Consider the following 20,321-nt stretch of genomic DNA (forward strand, 5'->3'; position numbering starts at 1 on the left):
CGAATTTTTCTACCCACTTGTTTGTATTGGAGTCCCTATGAAACGCGATTTAGCATTAGCATTTTCACGAGTTACAGAAGGTGCTGCGCTTGCTGGTTATAAATGGTTAGGTCGTGGCGATAAAAACGCCGCTGATGGTGCTGCAGTTGAAGTAATGCGTAGCCTACTTAATCAAACTGAAATCAGCGGTGAAATTGTTATCGGTGAAGGCGAGATCGATGAAGCTCCAATGCTTTATATTGGCGAACAAGTCGGCATTGGTGGTGACGCAGTTGATATTGCCGTTGATCCAATCGAAGGTACTCGCATGACCGCCATGGGGCAATCTAATGCCTTAGCTGTATTGGCGGCAGGTGAAAAAGGCAGCTTCTTAAAAGCACCAGATATGTACATGGAAAAATTAGTCGTTGGTCCTGGCGCAAAAGGCGCAATCGATCTTAGCCTACCAATTGAAGACAATCTACGTAACGTAGCCAAAGCCTTAAATAAAGAATTGAACGAACTCACTGTTACCACCCTAGCAAAACCCCGCCACGACATTATGATTGCTACGATGCAAAAGATGGGTGTGCGTGTCTTTGCTGTGCCAGATGGTGATGTTGCCGCTTCAATCCTAACCTGCATGCCTGATAGCGAGGTAGACATGATGTGCTGCATCGGTGGCGCTCCAGAAGGTGTTGTTTCAGCAGCAGTAATTCGTGCTTTAGATGGTGACATGCAAGGCCGTTTATTACCTCGTCATGAAGTTAAAGGCGATACGCCAGAAAACCGAACCCATGGCGAATTAGAGCTTAAACGTTGCGCAGAAATGGGTGTTGAAGCCAATAAGATCCTCAAAATGGATGATATGGCACGCAGCGATAATGTGGTATTTGCTGCAACGGGTATTACCAAAGGTGACTTATTAGAAGGCATTACTCGAAAAGGTAATATTGCGACCACAGAAACCTTAGTGATCCGTGGTAAAAGTCGTACCATTCGTCGTATTAAATCGATTCACTACCTTGAACGTAAAGACGACACCATTAAAAAACACATTTTATAGTTTTATCAATTGTTTAAATGATAAAACTTCATATCAAAACGCAACCTAGTGTTGCGTTTTTTATTACTCATAAATCAGAAACGTTAGCCTGCGCCATATAAATCTACTCGTCATTTGCATTATTTCTTTTTTACTTCATCATATTAGTTAACGATTTATTTACATTTACATCAATAATCGAAGTGTAAAGGCTTAGTGATGAAAACCTCAGATAAAATTCTCCACAAAATAAAACGAGAAGGCAGTATTACCGCACGCCAACTCGCGGAAGATTTATCGATCACACCAATGGGTGCAAGGCAGCATTTACAAGCATTAGAAGATGAAGGGCTTTTGTCTTTTACTGATATCAAAGTTAAGGTCGGACGCCCTGCTCGTCATTGGTCACTCACCAAACAAGGTCATAATGGCTTTATTGATCGCCATAATGATTTCACTATCGATATTATTGATGCTGTGACACATTTATTTGGTCAACAGGGATTAGAGCAAGTTACTGCGGAGCGAGAGAGAAAAATTCTCAATCATTATCAAGATCAGTTATCCACATGCGAAACATTAGAACAACGGTTGAAAGCCTTAACTCAATTACGAGAAAGTGAAGGTTATATGGCGGAGCTTGAAACGACACTAGAAGGTTATCTTTTAATTGAAAATCATTGCCCGATTTGCCATGCAGCAAAACATTGTCCAAGCTTATGTCATTCGGAGTTTTCGATTTTTTCTCAACTGCTCGGTGATGAATGTCATATCCAACGAACCGAGCATATTATTAAAGGTGAAAGACGTTGTAGCTATAAAATTACCCCAATAAATACCGTCACGCCAACAAACTTAACGTGACGAAATGTCAGGCTGCCCATAACGATTTTCATTGACTGACCCTTTTAAAAATCCACACTCGACCAACATCCAAATACCGCAAACTAACGCTACCAATCCCATGGCTGTTTGTGCCATTGTACTCGGCGCTGCTCCTATTTCAGGTGCATATAAACGCCCCAAAATGAGTGGTACATGCATAAGTAACCACCAATTGGATTTATTTCTATCATGCCAACGCTTGGCCGTTACCGCCAAGTCAGGAATTAATAACCCTGCGGTCACAAGCAATAAAATATAGCTCGCCATATTTCCTAAGCCGCTTTGACCGAGAAAAACGCCAGCTCCTAAAATAACCGCATAATAAAAGATGTTCCAGATCCAAAAACGTTGTCGACCGATCCTTCCTTGAAAAGAAAACAGCCACTATTTCAAACTCATACTCTTACCTTAAAATTTATAGGTTGATCACTTTTTGAAAACTTGCTTTGTCCATATCTCGAAGGTTAACCGTAAGACTTGCGACAAAATCAGCCTTTAAACGCAATGCTACCATTATTGATTGAGATAACGCCTGCTTTTGTTCCACGGTTCTTCCTTCAAGTAACTCAACCGTAACATGAATAAAATCAACATTATCTGCCTTATCCCCAATCAACCAATTGTGAGTACGTAAAGTTCTGGACTTCACATCCATCAATTGAAATAAGCCACTTTCAATCGTGACGTGGTGTATATCTTCTAGCAGAGCTTGAATATTGACACGCTCATCAATTGAATTTGAATATTCCATCACAACATTTGGCATTGGTTTTCCCTCACAAATTAGACTATTACCAGCGGATCACGTTCATAGTTCTAACATACCTAATTAAGGAAAAATAGCCACTTAAGCCACCTGATTTTTCCGCTATAATCACGCTGAAAATTAATAAAAACGAAACTACCATTAATGAAGAGTATAGACATGACGAGAATCATGATCTCATCACATTATTCTGTTATATTCTTTGATAGTACATTTTGGGTTAATACCTGAACATTCATTAAATCGAATTGGAGAGAATCCTATGCGTCATCCTGTAGTTATGGGTAACTGGAAATTAAACGGCAGCAAAGAAATGGTTGTTGATTTGCTAACGAGCTTAAATGCAGAGCTTGAAGGCGTTACTGGTGTAGACGTTGCTGTCGCGCCACCAGCACTTTTCATCGATCTTGCAGAACGCACTCTTACTGATGCGGGCAGCCAAATCATTTTAGGCGCTCAAAACACTGACCTAAATAACAGCGGTGCTTTCACTGGTGATATGTCTCCTGAAATGCTGAAAGAATTCGGCGCTTCTCACATCATCATCGGTCACTCTGAGCGTCGTCAATACCACAACGAATCAGATGAGTTTGTCGCTAAAAAATTCGCTTTCCTAAAAGAAAATGGCCTAACGCCAGTTCTTTGCATCGGTGAATCTGAAGCGCAAAACGAAGCAGGCGAGACAGTTGCAGTATGTGCACGTCAAATCGATGCAGTTATTAATCTGCTTGGCGTTGAAGCGCTTAACGACGCGATCATTGCTTATGAGCCAATCTGGGCAATCGGTACTGGTAAAGCTGCAACTGCTGATGACGCACAACGTACTCACGCACAAATCCGTGCTCACATCGCAGCTAAGTCTGAAGACGTAGCGAAAAATGTTGTGATCCAATACGGTGGTTCTGTTAAACCAGAAAATGCAGCAGCTTACTTTGCACAACCAGACATCGATGGTGCTCTAGTTGGCGGCGCAGCGCTTGACGCGAAAAGCTTTGCAGCAATTGCTAAAGCAGCAGCAGAAGCGAAAAAAGCATAATTCTTGTTATTTAGGCTCTAGGCTCTAAAAAATAAAAGACAAAAGGTTAGTGAGAAATCACTAACCTTTTTTATTGGAGTATTTAAAACGAAAAAAAACCGCTGCCTTTCACCAACGGCTTATCAAACAAAAGTATGAATACTCTGAAAAATTAGAATAACTCTTCCGCTACTTTGTAGAGATCTTTACGTACCGGACGACGCATATTTTCAATAGCATCGATAATATCGTGGTGCACTAGCTCTTCTTTTTGGATGCCAACACAACGACCACCGTGGCCTTCAACCAATAAATGTACCGCATAGTTCCCCATGCGAGAAGCCAATACACGATCAAATGCCGTTGGACGACCGCCACGTTGAATATGACCTAATACCGTTGCACGAGTTTCACGACCCGTTGCTGCTTCAATATCTTTAGCAAGTTCATAAGCATCCATCTGCAATTCAGTCAGTGCGATAATCGCATGCTTTTTGCCTTTGGCGATGCCATCTTGAATGTTTTGGATCAGTGCATCTTTATCAAGATTGTTTTCTGGCGTAATAATGTACTCACAGCCACCCGCAAGTGCTGACATCAAAGTTAAATCACCACAGTGACGGCCCATAATTTCAACAATCGAAATACGTTGGTGAGAGGTTGATGTATCACGTAAACGGTCAATAGCATCAATAACGGTATTCAGTGCCGTCATGTACCCAATAGTGTAATCGGTACCTGCGATATCATTATCAATTGTGCCAGGAAGACCAATACATGGAAAGCCCATTTCAGTCAGCTTCTTCGCCCCCATGTAAGAACCATCACCACCAATAACAACCAGTGCATCGATGCCGTGTTTCTTCAAATTAGCAATGCCTTTTTCACGCACTTTCTCATCTTTAAACTCAGGAAAACGCGCAGAACCTAAGAACGTACCACCACGGTTAATTACATCAGAAACGCTAGAACGCTCAAGTTTTTCGATACGGTCTTCAACTAAGCCAAGATATCCATCATGAATACCATAAACTTCTAGACCTTCACTTAATGCAGTACGAACTACACCACGAATCGCTGCGTTCATACCTGGTGCATCACCACCGCTTGTTAAAACACCGATTTTCTTAACCATGTTTTCACCCTCTAAATTTCAAAATATAAAAATTGGTTTACTTGAATCTTCACTACATATTTGGCTAATCTGCGCCAACTTAATTCGAGATTCTGTACGTTAAATACGAAAAACTTACCACTCATAATAGTCATAAGTTTATTTCAATCGTTTACCTTTATGATCAATATACAAGCTTGCAATCAAAGTGTGTTGATTCACATCACTTTCACTCAACATTTCTACGAACAATAAGATAGTCAATTATCTCAACATAATGACTTATCTCACATGATTTTATTCTATATAAGTGCCACTTGCTAACTTAATGGTCGATATTTTGCTGCCGGCACGACGGAGATTGGATCTTGGTGAATTAAGACATCTGAATATGGGAATAAGTTATCCAATTTTTGTTCCACTTGATCAGAAATTCGATGCGCATCTAGCAAAGGTAAATGATCATCTAACTCAATATGTACTTGAATAAAACGTACAGGGCCAGACATTCGCGTACGTAAATCATGCGCGCCTAATACGCCTTCAACCGACACACAAGCTAAACGGATGGCATCGACTTCCTCATCCGGTAACTGGCGATCCAATAACGACTGCACCGCTTCATTCGCCATTTGATATGCGCTATACAAAATGTAAATACCAATACCGACAGCAAAAATAGCATCGGCTTGCTTTAACCCATACCAACTGAGTACCAAAGCAATCATAATGGCAATATTCATAAATAAATCAGTTTGATAATGCAAAGAATCGGCTGAAATGGCTTGGCTGCCCGTTTTTCTTACCACATGTTTTTGAAATAGAACCAAACCAGATGTGAGCAAAATAGCAAAACCACTCACCCACACACCGATCTCAGGCGAGACTAAAGCCTGTGGGCGAAAAAATCGTTCGACCCCATTGAGCACCAGAAATACGGCAGATCCAGAAATAAACATAGCCTGCGCTAACGCCGCCAAAGATTCTGCCTTACCATGCCCGAATTGGTGCTCTTCATCAGCGGGTTGCAATGCATAGCGAACCACCAGTAAATTAGTTAATGATGCTGCCATGTCCAATAATGAGTCAACCAATGAGGCTAATAAACTAACTGAATTGGTTTGCCACCATGCGATCACTTTCACGATCAACAAAATAGTCGCTATAACCATTGCCGCCCATGCTGCGGAATTAACTAACTTTGCGTAATTTTTTTCCATTCAAATCAGACCTTAAGATTTCTCTAGCTTAGCGTAAGCTGTGACCAGCCACTTAATCCCTTCACCATTAAAAGCCACCTGCACTCGACTTTGCTGACCACTGCCTTCAAAGTTAATAATTGTGCCTTCGCCAAATTTAGGATGGGTCACTCTTTGTCCTAATGCATAACCGGTGCTATTGAAGGTTTCTTTAACTGCACTTGAGCCAAATCTACCCGAGGTAGCCGGGCGGCTCACTTGCGCTTTCATTCGCACTTCTTCTACACAACTCTCTGGGATTTCACGAATAAAACGTGAGGGTTTATGACATTTCTCTTGACCATATACGCGCCTCATTTCAGCGTAAGTAATGTAGAGTTTGGTCATTGCTCGCGTCATGCCAACATAGCAAAGGCGGCGTTCTTCTTCCAAACGAGCGGCATCTTCAGCCGACATTTGATTGGGGAACATGCCTTCTTCCACGCCAACCATAAAGACTAATGGAAATTCCAAACCTTTGGCGCTGTGCAGTGTCATTAATTGTACTGCATCGGTAAATTCATCCGCTTGCCCTTCACCCGCTTCAAGCGCCGCATGCGATAAGAATGCCGACAACATACTCATTTCATCCGCTTCTTCTGGCTTTTCAAACTGACGCGCGGCGGTAACTAATTCTTCCAAGTTCTCAATGCGAGCTTTAGATTTTTCGCCTTTTTCCATTTCATACATATTGAACAAACCCGACGATTTAATTGCATGGTCGAATTGTTCATGTAAAGCTAAATCGTAAGTATCATCTTCTAGTGCAGTAATCAGTTCAACAAATCGACTAAACGCCATCGCCGCACGATTAGGCAGAACTTTTTCGTCAATAAGTTGAACGCCCGCTTGCCATAATGTGGTACCACGATCGCGCGCGGTCATACGAATAGTTTCCAGCGTTTTATCACCTAAACCACGCGTTGGCGTATTCACAACGCGTTCAAACGCAGCATCGTCATTGCGGTTATTCATCAAACGTAAATAGCTGAGCGCATCTTTGATTTCTTGACGCTCGAAGAAGCGTTGACCACCATAAATTCGGTATGGCAGGCGCGCCTGAATTAACGCTTCTTCCAATATCCGTGATTGGGCGTTATTGCGATACAACATAGCGCAATCACTCAATGGCGTGCCTTTGTCGTGCCACTCTTTAATTTTATTGACTGCAAAGCGAGCCTCATCAAGATCGTTATAGGCCGAATACAAAGAGATCGGTTCACCATCCTCCCCTTCGGTCCATAAATCTTTGCCCATCCGCTCGGTATTATTGCTGATCAGCTCATTGGCTGCGGTCAGGATATTCTTGGTTGAACGGTAGTTTTGCTCTAAACGAATAGTGCGCGCAGCCGTAAACTCGCGTAGAAATTTTTGAATGTTTTCAATCTGCGCACCACGCCAGCCATAAATTGATTGGTCATCATCACCCACAATCATCACATGAGCATCTCGCCCTGCCATCATCCGCAACCAAGCGTATTGAATGTTGTTGGTATCTTGGAATTCGTCCACCAAGATATGCTTAAAGCGCGCTTGATAGTGCTCACGAATATGCACTTTATCGCGTAATAATTCATGGCAACGTAATAGAATTTCAGCAAAGTCAACCAAACCCGCACGATCGCAGGCTTCTTGATAGGCTTGATAGATTTGCAGGTAGGTTTTGGCAACCGGATCATGATAAGTATCAATGTGACTTGGGCGTAAGCCTTCATCTTTTTTACCATTAATCCACCAGCTCGCTTGTTTGGCTGGCCATTGTTTTTCATCAAGGTTTTGCGCCTTGATTAAACGGCGCAGCAAACGTAGTTGATCTTCTGAATCAAGGATCTGGAAATCTTCTGGTAGTTTCGCATCCATATAATGAGCACGAAGAATGCGGTGGCAAATGCCATGAAAAGTACCGTTCCACATTCCTGACGACGTTCCCATCATCAGTTCGTCAATCCGGCCTCGCATTTCCGCCGCCGCTTTATTGGTAAAAGTCACCGACATAATCGAAAACGGCGAAGCTTGCTCTACCGATAATAACCAAGCGATGCGATGAACCAATACTCGAGTTTTACCACTTCCAGCCCCCGCGAGTACTAGTAAGTTCTCAAGCGGCGCGGCTACAGCTTCACGTTGTCGGTCATTAAGACCATCGAGTAATAAAGAAGGATCCATCATCATTCCACTGGTTATTTATACATAAAGGACGAGTATACACGAAGTTAAGACAGGATTTTAGATTCATCACATCCGTTCTATTGTTTGTCTATCTCACAACACTAAAAATCAGGAAAAAGCCTTATCGCCAACTATAGTTATTATAAATTTCGATTGAATATCGCTTTATTTAAAGGGCTTTCTAACATCACTCCCTCTCAGGTTGAAATTTAATTCCGATAACATGGTTCTATATCTATTAATGGACAAGCAAGATCAACAATAGGTCTGATATGAACGAGTATCTCACACTCTTACAGCAAAACGTTTGGATGGCTTTTATCGGCATCATACTGCTGTCATACCTATTAGAAGATCTCGCCATCATTACAGCAGCAATATTAGCTAGCCAAGATTTTATTCCTTCTAGTCTGGCTTTGCTTGCCATTTTTATCGGTATCGCAAGCGGAGATACATTGCTGTATGGATTAGGTCACTGGGCGAAACGCTGGAGAGGCCTCCGATACCGATTATTGACCTTACCGTATTTACAACAGGCAAAACGTCACCTGAACAACCATGCTTTTGTGAATATTTTCATTATTCGGTTTATACCTGGTTTGCGTAGTATTAGTTTCACTTTATGCGGTTATCTTGATGTGTCATTCAGCAAGTTTTTATCAGCTGTCTTGGTCGCCACCGCAATATGGACCTTAGTCGTATTTAGCCTGATTTATCAATTGGGCAACACGCAATGGTTGCAGCAAAGCAGCTGGAAGTGGTTACTTGGTCCGCTGGCATTATTGGTGCTATTTATTTTCAACCGTTACAGCGCTCAAGTCATTCGCCCAAAGATCAAAGGGAAAGCCTAATATGCAGCCAAACATTGAATTTATAACCATCTCAGGCGATCAATCAGTAACCGTCTCCGCTAAAGAGAGCACTGTCAATCAAGGCATGCCAGCAATGCACACATCCGATAAAGCCATCTCTCGATTTGAATTTTGGCCCACTTGGTTTTTCTATGCTCCGGTGGTGGTGCAAAGTATTTGGTATGGATTCAAATATGGCGATTTACGTTTGCCTTTAGTTGCTAATCCAAACATAGATTTGAGCGGCATGGTGGGAGAATCTAAAGCGGATATTTTGTCGCAAGCGGGAAGCTATGCCAAAACATGGATCCCGTCATTTATCACTCTGACTAAACTGGATTCATCAGTTAAATCTCAATTTGAAGATGCAAAGCAACACATGCAAAAAGCCAATTTAACGCTGCCAATTGTCGCCAAACCTGACCAAGGTTGTCGTGGCGTAGGGGTTAAATTAATTGAATCTGATTCTGAATTATTTAGCATAAAGAACTTGAGCAACTCGATAGCGATCAACAATTAGTATATTATTTGCGCCTCAACACCTATTTGCTTGCGCCCAAAGCCGACTATCAGCCCGAGCTACCATCACAACAAGGCAACATTATCGCCCCCATTGCCTCTCATTTAATGGCACAGGACATTGCGACATTAACCGCTGATGAGCACTTACTCAGCTTTAAACAATTTGACGTGTATTGCACTGAAGCCAAACGCATTCCTCATTTATTGCGAGAAATTGGTCGGATCCGTGAAATGAATTTTCGCATGGTGAATGAAGGAACCGGCAAAGATTGTGACTTAGATGAATTCGATGATTATTATCAGCACTTATTTATTTGGGATAACGAAAAACACCGTATTGTCGGCGCTTACCGCTTAGGATTAACCGATAAAATCCTGCCAGATAAAAATGTACACGGTTTGTATTCACGAACATTGTTTGACTACGACCAAGCCTTAATTGGCAAATATGGTCATGCTATTGAAATGGGGCGCTCGGTTATCGACTTACCTTATCAGCGCAGTCTCACCGCTTTATTATTATTGTGGAAAGGGATTTCAACCTATGCTTATCGCCACCCCCATTACACTCATTTATTTGGCCCTGTCAGTATCAGTAGTGAGTACAGCCCAATCGCTCGTCAGTTAATGGTTTCAACACTTGAAATGCACCACTTTGATCAAGAAAGTGCCATGTTAGTCAAAGCCACTAACCCTCTCAAACCACCCAAAAACACCTTTTGGCGCAACGATATGTTGTCTTCTTTAGCCGATATTCAATTGTTATCGAAGGTCCTCACTCGTTTAGGACAAAACAGTCTGCCCATTTTGTTGAAACAATATCTTAATCTTAACGGCAAGCTGATCAGTTTTAATGTGGATAAAGATTTCAACGATGCGTTAGACGGCTTAATCGTAGTGGATTTACGCAAAGTGCCGCCACGCACGTTGGCAAAATACATGGGCAAAGAAGAGAGTCGGGAATATTTACAAAAACATAAAAGGAAATAAATAAAAACGAAACGCGGATAAGTCCACGTCTCGGCTTTTATTTTTTCTTACAAACCAAACCGTTACTTATAAACCAAACACCCAAGCTGCGAGTGTATAACTAATACCGGTGATAAAGAAAATCCCCACAATATTGAGCATAAAACCGGCACGGATCATGTCTTTGATCCGTAGCTGACCAGAGGCAAATACAATACTGTTTGGCGGCGTGGCCACTGGCATCATAAAGGCACAACTGGCAGCCAATGCAGCAGGGATCGCGAGCATAGCGGGATTCTCTCCCATCGCAATCGCAATTGGTCCTAATAACGGTAAGAAACCTGCTGCGGTGGCGGTATTACTGGTCACTTCCGTTAAGAAAATAATCGCAGCGGTCACAATTAGCATCACCACAATAATTGGCATTCCGCCAGTTGAGGCTAAACTGTCGCCGATAAAATCCGCCAGACCGGAGCTTTTAATTTGTGCGGCAAGACTTAAACCACCACCAAAAAGTAGTAATACACCCCACGGTAATTTCTTAGTGCTTTCCCAATCTAGAACGAACTCTTGCTTCTTCACATTAATAGGAATAATAAACAGCAATAAAGCGGCAAACATCGCAATGCTGGTGTCATTAATTGGCAGCCCAGTCCATTTTGCAATTAATGGACGAAACACCCAACTAAGCGCCGCGCCAATAAAGATAATAGCAACCCACTTTTCACCTTTACTCAGTTGACCCAATGCTTTTAATTGTTGCCCTAATAAACCGGTCGCATCACCTTCTTGAGCATCCGGCAATTTATATGAAATCTTGGTCAACCAAACCCAAGTGAAAGCCAGCATCATAATCGACAATGGCAAGCCCACCATCATCCACTTACCAAAGCCCAACTCCATGTTGTAACTGTCAGCCAAATACGCTGCTAACAATGCATTGGGCGGTGTTCCGATTAAGGTTGCTAAACCACCAATACTGGCTGCGTACGCAATACCCAATAACAAGGCACTAGCAAACTCAGGGTTTTTATCGCGTTTTTCACCGCACACAATACCAATGATCGACATACCAATCGGCAACATCATCACAGCCGTTGCGGTATTACTCATCCACATGGATAAAAACGCCGTGACTGCCATTAAACCACCAATTTGATGTGCAGGTTTCTTCCCAACCGCCAGCATCGCGATCAGCGCCACTCGTTTATGCAGATTCCATTTTTCCATCGCAATCGAGAGTAAGAATCCACCTAAGAATAAGAAAATCAGCGGATTGGCAAACGCCGCCGTCGCCTCTTTAATATTGGCGGTTCCCAATAATGGCGACAAAATAATAGGTAAGAATGAAGTCACAGGGATCGGCGCAGCTTCGGTTACCCACCACACCGCCATTAAAGTCGCAAGACCAATCATGCGCCAAGCCGGTTCACTCAAACCATCCAAAGGTGGCGGAAAAACTAACGTCATGATCAAAATTAGTGGTCCAATAAAAAGACCTAAATAACGAGAGTTGTTTGGAATAATTGACTCTTTTTCTAACATGGACATAGTCTTCGCCCCTTTAATTATCATTAATTCCGCACATTAAATCGGTTTTCAACCCAAGATGCATTAGATAGTTTCAGCTTCGTGAACTTTGATGTAATAAAATATTTTAATTTGTGACTGTTGTAGATTATCTGATTGTTTAAACTCATTTTTATGCGTAATACCGTTCCATTTCCCATTGACTAAATTCCATACAAAATCGCTCGTCATTCATTCTCATTTAACGCTCAGTGATCTTCTTTTGGCTGAGTTTCGTATTTATCTGTATATGAAACACACCAAATATCCAAAGGATAGAAATGCTCACATCCAATAATGCTCACTTGCAACATCAATGGTTAACATCAAATAGCTCTGACAAGATAGAATTATTTCTTCTGCCAATCATCCTGCTACCCGGTGGCCGTCAACGCCTTAAGATTATTGATGCCAAGCACCTTGTTTTGATTACTCGAGTATTAAAAAAACAATGCCCGCTGGTGATGGCGTTCGATTACCCCAGCGATGAAAAGCTTTATCCTTGGGGCGTTCAAGTTGAGGTGACAAATTTTTCTCAAACCAAAGAAGGTTTTTTAACTATCGATATTCATGCCCGACAAATGGTCGTGTTATTGGATTACCACCAAGCAGAACCGCACCGCTGGTTTTGTCACATTGAAGCGAGAGATCATTGGTCACAACTCGATCCAGTTACGCCGTCAACTCATCTAAACCCCACTCAACTCAATCCAACCCAAGCGAAAAATGAATCACAAACTGGATCAGAGTTGAATCAAGAAACAACCTACATTAATGAGCACCAAAACCAATATGCCGATCAATTAAAATCCCTTTTTAAAGCCCAACCTTTACGTGCCGAGCTGTACACAGACACTTATTTTTCCCAATTAGAATGGGTCGCGGCTCGCTTAATTGAACAATTACCGTTGCCTTACCAAGCACAAAAAGAATTTTTAAAACCAAATAGTTTTCAACATGTTGTACACTTTTTGAATACCTTGCTGAAAATATCTGATCCTAATTAAAAGTCCGTGCGTATTCACAATATGAAGCGTCTAACTATTTGGGTGACAATATGCAGCAGGATGTGAATAAGATAAGTCATAAGGAGAGCATCATCGCTGCCCAATCACTATTGCCCGAAGATTTAACCACATACCTCGTTTTAGTGGCTAAGCAACAGGACAAACACGCTTTTAGCATCTTGTTTCAATACTTTGCTCCCAAAATAAAACGCTTTGGCATCAGTAAGCTTAATAGTGAAGCCTTGGGCAAAGAACTGGTACAAGACACCATGACCAAAGTGTGGAAGAAAGCGCACCTGTATCACCCAGACAAAAGCGCCGCCACAACGTGGATCTATACCATCATGCGTAACTCCGCATTTGATATGTTAAGGCAAATACAGTTTCGCTCTGAAGAATCCTTATCCGATGATATTTGGCCCGTAGACTCTATCGCCCACTCGGCACAAACCCCAGAGCAAGATGAAAGCAGCGGGTTTGAAGATCATCTGTTATCAAAGCACTTGCTCAATCATGTGGGTCGCTTACCTGAAGCACAGCAACAAGTTATACAAGGCATTTATTATCAAGAGCTATCGCAAGAACAATTAGCTCAACATCTCGGCATTCCAATTGGTACGGTCAAATCAAGACTCAGACTGGCACTGGAAAAATTAAAGCAACACATGGGAGAAAACGATCATGATTAAACATCATCCAACCGCGACCATTTTGCAGCAATTTGTCGATGGCAACTTGCCAGCCTCTATTTCGATCATTGTCGCCAGCCATGTAGAAATATGTCTGCATTGCCAGCAACACACGATGCAACTAACCGAGCAAGCGGCGCAATCATTATTTGAACCAGAAACGTTCAATCAAGTGCTTGATTTAACCCCTTCGCACGCTGATTTAACTTTCGATGAGTTCGATATGATGCAGAGCATTACCGATATCGAAATTGAAGAAACACAAGCCGCCATTCTGCTGCCGAAAACCGTTACCGAAATTGATATCAACGGTACTCGGATTGCCCTGCCACATTCGATGAAATCCATTGCGCTGAAGGAGTGGCAAGGCATAGGAAAGCTCTCACGAGCTCGCGCAGCACTGGAGGACAATAAGCTTAAAATGTCACTATTGCATATCGCTAAAGGTGGCAGCATTCCAACGCATACTCATCATGGTTTTGAAATCACCTTATTACTTGAAGGCAGCTTTCACGATGACATGGGAGAATATAAAGCCGGTGATTTTATGTGGTTGGATGGCAAACACACTCATAGCCCAATCACGGACGAAGGTTGCGTGTGTCTAACGGTATCGAGTGATGCGATTCACTTTACCCAAGGGATGAGTCAGCTTCTTAATCCGATCGGAAAATTCATTTATTAGCCCCTCATTTATCACGTTGTAGAGAGGTTTCAGATGGCGTCAAAACTTAAAATTGGCATTAGTGCTTGCGTTATTGGTTATAAAGTTCGCTTTAATTCTGGTCATAAACGTTCAGCGTTTTGTACCGATCAATTAGGTGAATTTGCCGACTTTATTCCCGTTTGCCCAGAAGTCGCGATTGGGCTTCCCACTCCACGGCCGACCATTAGACAAATTCTCAACAATGAGATTATTACCGTCTCCAAGCCCGATGGTAGCGGCGATGTGACTCAAGCACTAAAAGATTTTGGTAAAGCTCACGCTAATACAACTCAAGATATGGCTGGCTTTATTTTTTGCGCCAAAAGCCCAACTTGCGGCATGGAAAGGGTCAAAGTTTACTATCATCACGGCAAAGGTTCAGCATCGACAGGCGTTGGTGTCTTTGCCGAACAAATCATGAAAGCCAACCCTTGTTTACCGGTCGAAGAAAATGATCGCCTAAACGATCCGGTAATCAAAGAAAATTTCATTACTCGTATTTTTGTTTATCAGCGCTGGTTAGAGACTAAAAAATCGGGCATTACCAAGCATAAGCTAATCACCTTTCATCGCGCACATAAATACCTTGTGATGAGCCATCATGTGGAAAGTTATCGTGCTTTAGGGCAATTATTAGCACGGGCGGACATGCCATTAGAGCAACAAGCAAACGAGTATATTCATGGCTTAATGACCGCACTCAAAATTAAAGCCACACGCAAAACCCACACCAATACCTTACAACACCTGCAAGGCTATTTTAAAAAACAGTTATCGCCTGAAAAGAAGCAAGCATTAAGCGATGAGATTACTGCCTATCGAGAAGGCTATTCACCTTTATTGGTCTCACTGACCTTAATCAACCATCACTTAAAAGAATTCCCTAATGAATATTTAAGCGATCAAGTTTACTTAACACCACACCCTAAAGAATTAAAGCTGAGATACGGATATTGAACTCTTTACTTTGGATACGCCGAGATATCCGCTTGCACGATAACCCGGCGTTATTTTCGCTGCTAAATCAGCAACCAGAAAAATCACTATTACCTCAAACAGAACACCATGATATACCAACATACGCAGTGTTCATTTCAACGCCACAGCAATGGCATCAACATCACTTCGCGCCAATCAAAGCCGATTTTTTACGTCGCCATCTTGATCTTTTTGCCAAGCAATTAGCGGAACTTGGCGTCTCGTTTATTCACCTAAAAGCGAATGATTTTAACGATCAAATCTCGGTGTTACGCGATTTTTGCCAACACCACCAAATTGAAAAAGTGTTCGCCAATCGAGAACCAGAACTTAATGAGATCAAACGCGACCAACAAGTGATGGGATCAGGTATTGATTTGCAACTGTTTGATTGTGATAGCATCGCGCCACTTGGCCGCATATTGAACAAGCAAGGGTTAATGTTTAAAACCTTTACTCCATTCAAAAAAGCTTGGCTCAATTACATTCGAGAAATAGGTGTTGAAACGGCTTCTATTCCTGTGGTGAATTCTGATAAAAATAGCCCTCAGATCAATATTCCAACGCAAAAAGTTGAGTTTAATTATCCGCAAATTGATTCCAGCCGATGGCCGCTCAGTGATAGCGTTATCCAACATGTCATCCCTGATTTTCTAGCCAATAAAGTAGGTGAATATTCACACCTTCGAGACATTCCATCGGTTAAAGGCACTTCCGGTTTATCGCCTTATCTTGCGATTGGTGCCATCAGCGCAAGACAATTAGCCGCGCAACTTATCGATCGCGATCCACAAGTTCTCTACCACTCCGATCATCCTGCATTTTCTTGGCTTAATGAACTCATATGGCGGGATTTTTATAAGCATCTACTGCATCATTTTCCTCGTTTAATCAAAGGCGATTGCTTTCAAACCAAGTACAACACCCTAATGTGGCGTAATGACTCTAATGATTTTAAAGCATGGTGCGATGGAAAAACTGGCTACCCAATTGTTGATGCTGCCATGCGACAACTGCGCCAAACCGGTTGGATGCATAATCGACTGCGTATGATAGTCGGCAGCTTTTTAACTAAACATTTATTAATCGATTGGCACTGGGGAGAAACATTCTTTATGTCGAAATTAATTGATGGTGATTTCAGTGCTAACAATGGCGGCTGGCAATGGGTGGCAAGCACTGGATGTGATGCTCAACCTTACTTCCGTGTTTTTAATCCGATTCTACAAAGTGAGAAGTTTGATCCAAACGGTGATTTCATTCGTAAATATTTACCAGAGCTAGAAAACGTGCCGAATAAACAGATCCACTTTCCCCATGAATATTTACATAAAGAAGGGAAATCTGAGATGTATTGGCCACCATTGGTTGAACATAAATTTGCACGCGAGCGAGCGATTAATTTCTTTAAGCAGAACTAGTCTGGCAAACGAGCGATAAGGATACATTAAATGACTGACGGATCAGACTTACACGCTACCCGAGCGCCATGGCTACAAAACTTCATCACTATGTATGAAAACCTAGGCGAGCCAAAAAATGGATCTCCCAAAAATAACGCTCAGCAAACCGAGCCGCAAGATTTTACGTCTCTCTTGCACGTCTACCACGCTGATGTTGAATTTATCGATCCCTTACATCATTTAAATGGTGTGTCCGCTTTAGTCGCCTACTTTCAAAATATGTATACCAATGTCGCAAGCTGCCAATTTGTTATCAACCATGTAATAGAGTCTGAAAACGAAGCGTCCATTTATTGGACCATGACTTACACCCATAAAAACCTCAATGGTAAGCAACCGATTGAGGTTGTTGGTCACTCTCACTTAAAACAACGAGAAGGCATGGTTGCCTATCACCGTGATTATCTTGATGTGGGCGCAATGGTCTATGAGCACATTCCTTTGCTGGGACGCGTGATTACCGCGATAAAAAATAGGGCAGGTAAGCTATGAAAATCATGATCACCGGAGCAACATCTGGCATAGGCAAAGCATTAACAATCCGCTACGCCAAGCAAGGGCATGATGTAATCGCTTGTGGCCGAAATGCAGACAAATTACAAACGCTCGTCGCTGAATATCCTACAATCGAGACTTTGTGCTTTGATTTAACCGACTATCACCATTATCCGATTTTAGCTCAGCAGATTGATTTGTTGATCTTAAATGCCGGAGATTGTCTCTACATCAACGATCCGCTTCATTTTGATGCCCAAGCCTTTGAGCAAACAATCAATCTTAATTTAATTTCTATCGGTTATTGCTTGCAAGCCTGGCTCAAAAACATGAACAAAGGTGGACGACTAGTGCTCGTTAGCTCTAGTGCTGGCTTACTGCCACTACCAAGGGCTGAAGGTTATGGCGCATCAAAAGCAGCGCTCACCTATTTGGCCAAAACTTTATCTTTAACCCTCAAGCCTCACCATATTTCTGTGTCAGTCGTGCAGCCGGGATTTATTGATACACCACTAACCGAGCGTAATAATTTCGCCATGCCCATGATGATCACCAGTCAATCGGCAGCGCAACAAATCATCCAAGGCATTCACAAAGGAAAGACCGAAATTAATGTGCCTTTTGCTTTCGTATTGATGATGAAAGTATTTCGCTTTCTTCCCGATTTTATTTGGCGTTATTTAGCAGTAAGGATGACGTAATGAAAAAAATTGCCATCGTGGGTTCTGGGATCTCTGGTTTAACTTGCGCTTATTTACTCGATAATTATCGCTCTGGCGAGAAGTTCGATGTGACTGTGTTTGAAAAAAATGACTATGTGGGCGGGCATACTGCCACTGTTGATATTACTCACAACGGTCAACCCCATTCAATTGACACCGGATTCATCGTCTTTAATGATCGTACTTATCCTAACTTCAACAAGTTATTAGACAAACTTGGGGTTAAAAAGCGCGATACTGAAATGAGCTTTAGCGTACATAACTGCGCTACTGGGTTTGAATACAATGGGCATGGAATTAACTCATTATTTGCGCAGCGTCGTAATATTTTTCGTCCTCGTTTTTGGCGTTTGATCTTAGAAATCATCAAATTTAATAAGATGTGTAAATCGCTGTTCCACCGTCAAGAAATTGATGATGCCTTAACGCTGGGCGATTTTTTACACGCCAATGGCTTCTCTGCTTTTTTTGCCGAACATTATATTTTACCCATGGGAGCGGCAATTTGGTCCACCAGCTTAAACGAGATGAAAGCGTTCGAACTTAAATTTTTCATTCAGTTTTTTTACCATCATGGGCTACTCAATATCAGCGATCGACCTCAATGGCATGTGGTTTCCGGTGGTTCGAGATCTTATGTTGATGCGATATTGTCTCGCTTAAATAAACCGATTCTAACCCAAAGTGATATTCAATCCGTCACACGACATCACGGCCATGTTTCGATTCAATTAGCTTCGAAAACACCCAATGGCTCAGAGCAAACCTTAACCTTTGATGAGGTGATTTTCGCCTGCCATTCAGATCAAGCACTCGCATTATTAGCTGATGCTACTGAAGATGAAAGCGCAGTGCTGGGTAACATTCCTTATAGCCGCAATGAAGTGGTTTTACACACCGATACTTCGTTGCTGCCAAAACGAAAATTGGCATGGGCAAGCTGGAACTATTTACTTGGTGATAAGGCGGTCAACAATAGTGATACCAGCACCGACTCAGCCTCTCGCCCTGCTTGCGTCACCTACAACATGAACATTTTACAAGGGATTGAAAGCGCCTCGACCTTTTGTGTCACCTTAAACCAAACCGACAGCATTGATGCCAGTAAAGTCATCCAAAAATTTGTTTATCATCATCCGGTACTCAATAGCACCAGTGTCGCGGCGCAAAAACAACGCACATTGATTTCAGGAAAAAATCGTACTCATTTTGTCGGTGCTTATTGGTATAGCGGCTTTCATGAAGATGGCGTGCGCAGCGCACTCGATGTGACTCAGCATTTTGGCGTGTCACTATGATCACGCACTCCAATCAACTCACCCACAATAGCGGCATTTATGCGGGCAATGTTCGTCATCGCCGCTTTGGTGATATTCCTCATCAATTTAATTACGCGCTTTATATGATGGGCATTGATCTTGATGAGCTTCCCCAACTCACGCAAAAAAGCTGGTTGTTTGGGGAGAGTTGGTTTAATCCGATCCGATTTTGTGAAGACGATTATATAAACCAAGATAACAAAAAAACAGATGAGCTGAAAAAAAATGGACGTCAACATGATCCGGTCTCGCTCAAACAACGTATTGATTTAAAAGTGCAATCGTTAGGCGGTAATTGGAACAGTGAAAATAGAGTAATGATGTTGGCACAATGCCGTTGCTTGGGATTGTATTTTAGTCCAGTGAATTTCTATTTTTGCTATGACCAACAAGACCAATGCCAATGGATGTTAGCTGAGGTGAGCAATACGCCTTGGAGAGAACGCCATTATTATTTGGTTAACCCAAATGAACCAACGATAACCAAAAAGGCATTTCATGTGTCACCGTTTATGACCTTAAATATGAATTATCACTGGAAAGTCGCCGCGCCAGACAGCCACACCTTGATTCATATTGAAAACCATAAGCAAGATAATGAACGACAACAAAATAACCAAAGCAAAATATTCGATGCAACACTGGCATTAAAGAAACAACCATTTACGGCGGGCCAATTGCTTAAAACGGTTGCTAGTACACCGACAATGACACTGAAAGTTGTCGCGGGCATTTACTGGCAAGCATTAAAACTGTTTATCAAGAAAGTACCGTTTGTTGGTCATCCAGATACGAAATAAAAACAAAAATAAATTCAAAA

Annotated in this window: 22 protein-coding genes; 15 read left to right on the forward strand and 7 right to left on the reverse strand. The window is 42.1% G+C overall.

The features are described from left to right. Nucleotides 1–37: 37 nt before the first annotated feature. Entirely contained in the window at nt 38–1,045 is a 1,008-nt protein-coding gene (gene glpX / locus HC725_RS07495; RefSeq protein WP_190331204.1) for a class II fructose-bisphosphatase, read from the forward strand. Nucleotides 1,046–1,243: 198 nt separating this feature from the next. Continuing rightward, the gene (locus tag HC725_RS07500) at nt 1,244–1,888 is read left to right on the forward strand and encodes a helix-turn-helix transcriptional regulator (protein WP_190331205.1); all 645 of its coding nucleotides are present in this window, start codon (nt 1,244–1,246) and stop codon (nt 1,886–1,888) included. Here HC725_RS07500 and HC725_RS07505 read toward each other — a convergent pair. Together HC725_RS07505 and HC725_RS07510 are read right to left on the reverse strand one after the other, a co-directional pair. Continuing rightward, entirely contained in the window at nt 1,880–2,290 is a 411-nt protein-coding gene (locus tag HC725_RS07505; RefSeq protein ID WP_238928460.1) for a DUF805 domain-containing protein, read from the reverse strand. The genes HC725_RS07500 and HC725_RS07505 overlap by 9 nt on opposite strands. 34 nt (nt 2,291–2,324) lie before the next feature. Continuing rightward, nucleotides 2,325–2,675 carry a 5-carboxymethyl-2-hydroxymuconate Delta-isomerase gene (locus tag HC725_RS07510; RefSeq protein WP_190331206.1) on the reverse strand — a complete coding sequence of 117 codons (351 nt, stop codon included), beginning with the start codon at nt 2,673–2,675 and terminating at the stop codon, nt 2,325–2,327. A 262-nt stretch (nt 2,676–2,937) separates the two neighbouring features. Here HC725_RS07510 and tpiA point away from each other — a divergent pair, with 262 nt between their 5' ends. Further along, entirely contained in the window at nt 2,938–3,711 is a 774-nt protein-coding gene (gene tpiA, locus HC725_RS07515) for a triose-phosphate isomerase (protein ID WP_190331207.1), read from the forward strand. Nucleotides 3,712–3,862: 151 nt separating this feature from the next. Here the strand turns inward: tpiA and pfkA are convergent, their stop codons facing one another. From pfkA to uvrD, 3 genes are all read right to left on the reverse strand, one after another. Beyond that, nucleotides 3,863–4,825 carry a 6-phosphofructokinase gene (gene pfkA / locus HC725_RS07520; protein WP_190331208.1) on the reverse strand — a complete coding sequence of 321 codons (963 nt, stop codon included), beginning with the start codon at nt 4,823–4,825 and terminating at the stop codon, nt 3,863–3,865. Between the two features lie 299 nt (nt 4,826–5,124). Beyond that, a complete protein-coding gene (gene fieF, locus HC725_RS07525) occupies nt 5,125–6,024 on the reverse strand; it encodes a CDF family cation-efflux transporter FieF (protein ID WP_190331209.1) in 900 nt (299 codons plus the stop codon). A 12-nt stretch (nt 6,025–6,036) separates the two neighbouring features. Further along, complete coding sequence (uvrD, locus tag HC725_RS07530; protein ID WP_190331210.1) at nt 6,037–8,211, reverse strand: DNA helicase II; 2,175 nt, start codon at nt 8,209–8,211, stop codon at nt 6,037–6,039. 272 nt (nt 8,212–8,483) lie between these two features. Between uvrD and HC725_RS07535 the strand changes: the two genes are divergently transcribed. Genes HC725_RS07535 through HC725_RS07545 form a run of 3 tightly spaced genes read left to right on the forward strand, consistent with a single transcriptional unit; the run spans nt 8,484 to nt 10,574 of the window. Beyond that, nucleotides 8,484–9,062, forward strand: a complete 579-nt coding sequence (locus tag HC725_RS07535) for a DedA family protein (protein WP_190331211.1) — start codon at nt 8,484–8,486, stop codon at nt 9,060–9,062. A gap of 1 nt (nt 9,063) precedes the next feature. Further along, entirely contained in the window at nt 9,064–9,582 is a 519-nt protein-coding gene (locus tag HC725_RS07540) for a hypothetical protein (protein ID WP_190331212.1), read from the forward strand. An 8-nt stretch (nt 9,583–9,590) separates the two neighbouring features. Then, the gene (locus tag HC725_RS07545; RefSeq protein ID WP_190331213.1) at nt 9,591–10,574 is read left to right on the forward strand and encodes a GNAT family N-acetyltransferase; all 984 of its coding nucleotides are present in this window, start codon (nt 9,591–9,593) and stop codon (nt 10,572–10,574) included. Between the two features lie 66 nt (nt 10,575–10,640). On the opposite strand, the gene HC725_RS07550 is transcribed toward HC725_RS07545, so the two are convergent. Both HC725_RS07550 and HC725_RS07555 read right to left on the reverse strand, forming a co-directional pair. Then, entirely contained in the window at nt 10,641–12,104 is a 1,464-nt protein-coding gene (locus HC725_RS07550; protein ID WP_190331214.1) for an SLC13 family permease, read from the reverse strand. Between the two features lie 63 nt (nt 12,105–12,167). Then, complete coding sequence (locus HC725_RS07555; protein ID WP_190331215.1) at nt 12,168–12,314, reverse strand: hypothetical protein; 147 nt, start codon at nt 12,312–12,314, stop codon at nt 12,168–12,170. 89 nt (nt 12,315–12,403) lie between these two features. Between HC725_RS07555 and HC725_RS07560 the strand changes: the two genes are divergently transcribed. Genes HC725_RS07560 through HC725_RS07600 form a run of 9 tightly spaced genes read left to right on the forward strand, consistent with a single transcriptional unit; the run spans nt 12,404 to nt 20,301 of the window. Then, the gene (locus tag HC725_RS07560) at nt 12,404–13,129 is read left to right on the forward strand and encodes a hypothetical protein (protein WP_190331216.1); all 726 of its coding nucleotides are present in this window, start codon (nt 12,404–12,406) and stop codon (nt 13,127–13,129) included. 50 nt (nt 13,130–13,179) lie between these two features. Beyond that, nucleotides 13,180–13,818, forward strand: coding sequence for a sigma-70 family RNA polymerase sigma factor (locus HC725_RS07565; RefSeq protein ID WP_190331217.1), 639 nt, complete (start codon nt 13,180–13,182; stop codon nt 13,816–13,818). Then, nucleotides 13,811–14,503, forward strand: coding sequence for a ChrR family anti-sigma-E factor (locus HC725_RS07570; protein WP_190331218.1), 693 nt, complete (start codon nt 13,811–13,813; stop codon nt 14,501–14,503). Before HC725_RS07565 ends, HC725_RS07570 begins: the two co-directional genes overlap by 8 nt. A gap of 33 nt (nt 14,504–14,536) precedes the next feature. Further along, entirely contained in the window at nt 14,537–15,481 is a 945-nt protein-coding gene (locus tag HC725_RS07575; RefSeq protein ID WP_190331219.1) for a YbgA family protein, read from the forward strand. After that, nucleotides 15,478–16,923 carry a deoxyribodipyrimidine photo-lyase gene (phrB, locus tag HC725_RS07580; RefSeq protein WP_190331220.1) on the forward strand — a complete coding sequence of 482 codons (1,446 nt, stop codon included), beginning with the start codon at nt 15,478–15,480 and terminating at the stop codon, nt 16,921–16,923. Before HC725_RS07575 ends, phrB begins: the two co-directional genes overlap by 4 nt. A gap of 30 nt (nt 16,924–16,953) precedes the next feature. After that, nucleotides 16,954–17,457, forward strand: a complete 504-nt coding sequence (locus HC725_RS07585; RefSeq protein WP_190331221.1) for a nuclear transport factor 2 family protein — start codon at nt 16,954–16,956, stop codon at nt 17,455–17,457. Further along, the gene (locus HC725_RS07590) at nt 17,454–18,161 is read left to right on the forward strand and encodes an SDR family NAD(P)-dependent oxidoreductase (protein ID WP_190331222.1); all 708 of its coding nucleotides are present in this window, start codon (nt 17,454–17,456) and stop codon (nt 18,159–18,161) included. Before HC725_RS07585 ends, HC725_RS07590 begins: the two co-directional genes overlap by 4 nt. Then, nucleotides 18,161–19,480, forward strand: a complete 1,320-nt coding sequence (locus HC725_RS07595) for an NAD(P)/FAD-dependent oxidoreductase (RefSeq protein WP_190331223.1) — start codon at nt 18,161–18,163, stop codon at nt 19,478–19,480. Before HC725_RS07590 ends, HC725_RS07595 begins: the two co-directional genes overlap by 1 nt. Further along, entirely contained in the window at nt 19,477–20,301 is an 825-nt protein-coding gene (locus tag HC725_RS07600) for a DUF1365 domain-containing protein (RefSeq protein WP_190331224.1), read from the forward strand. Before HC725_RS07595 ends, HC725_RS07600 begins: the two co-directional genes overlap by 4 nt. Nucleotides 20,302–20,321 lie beyond the last annotated feature (20 nt).

The organism is Vibrio sp. S17_S38, from assembly GCF_014694375.1.
In the GTDB taxonomy this organism is placed as follows: domain Bacteria; phylum Pseudomonadota; class Gammaproteobacteria; order Enterobacterales; family Vibrionaceae; genus Vibrio.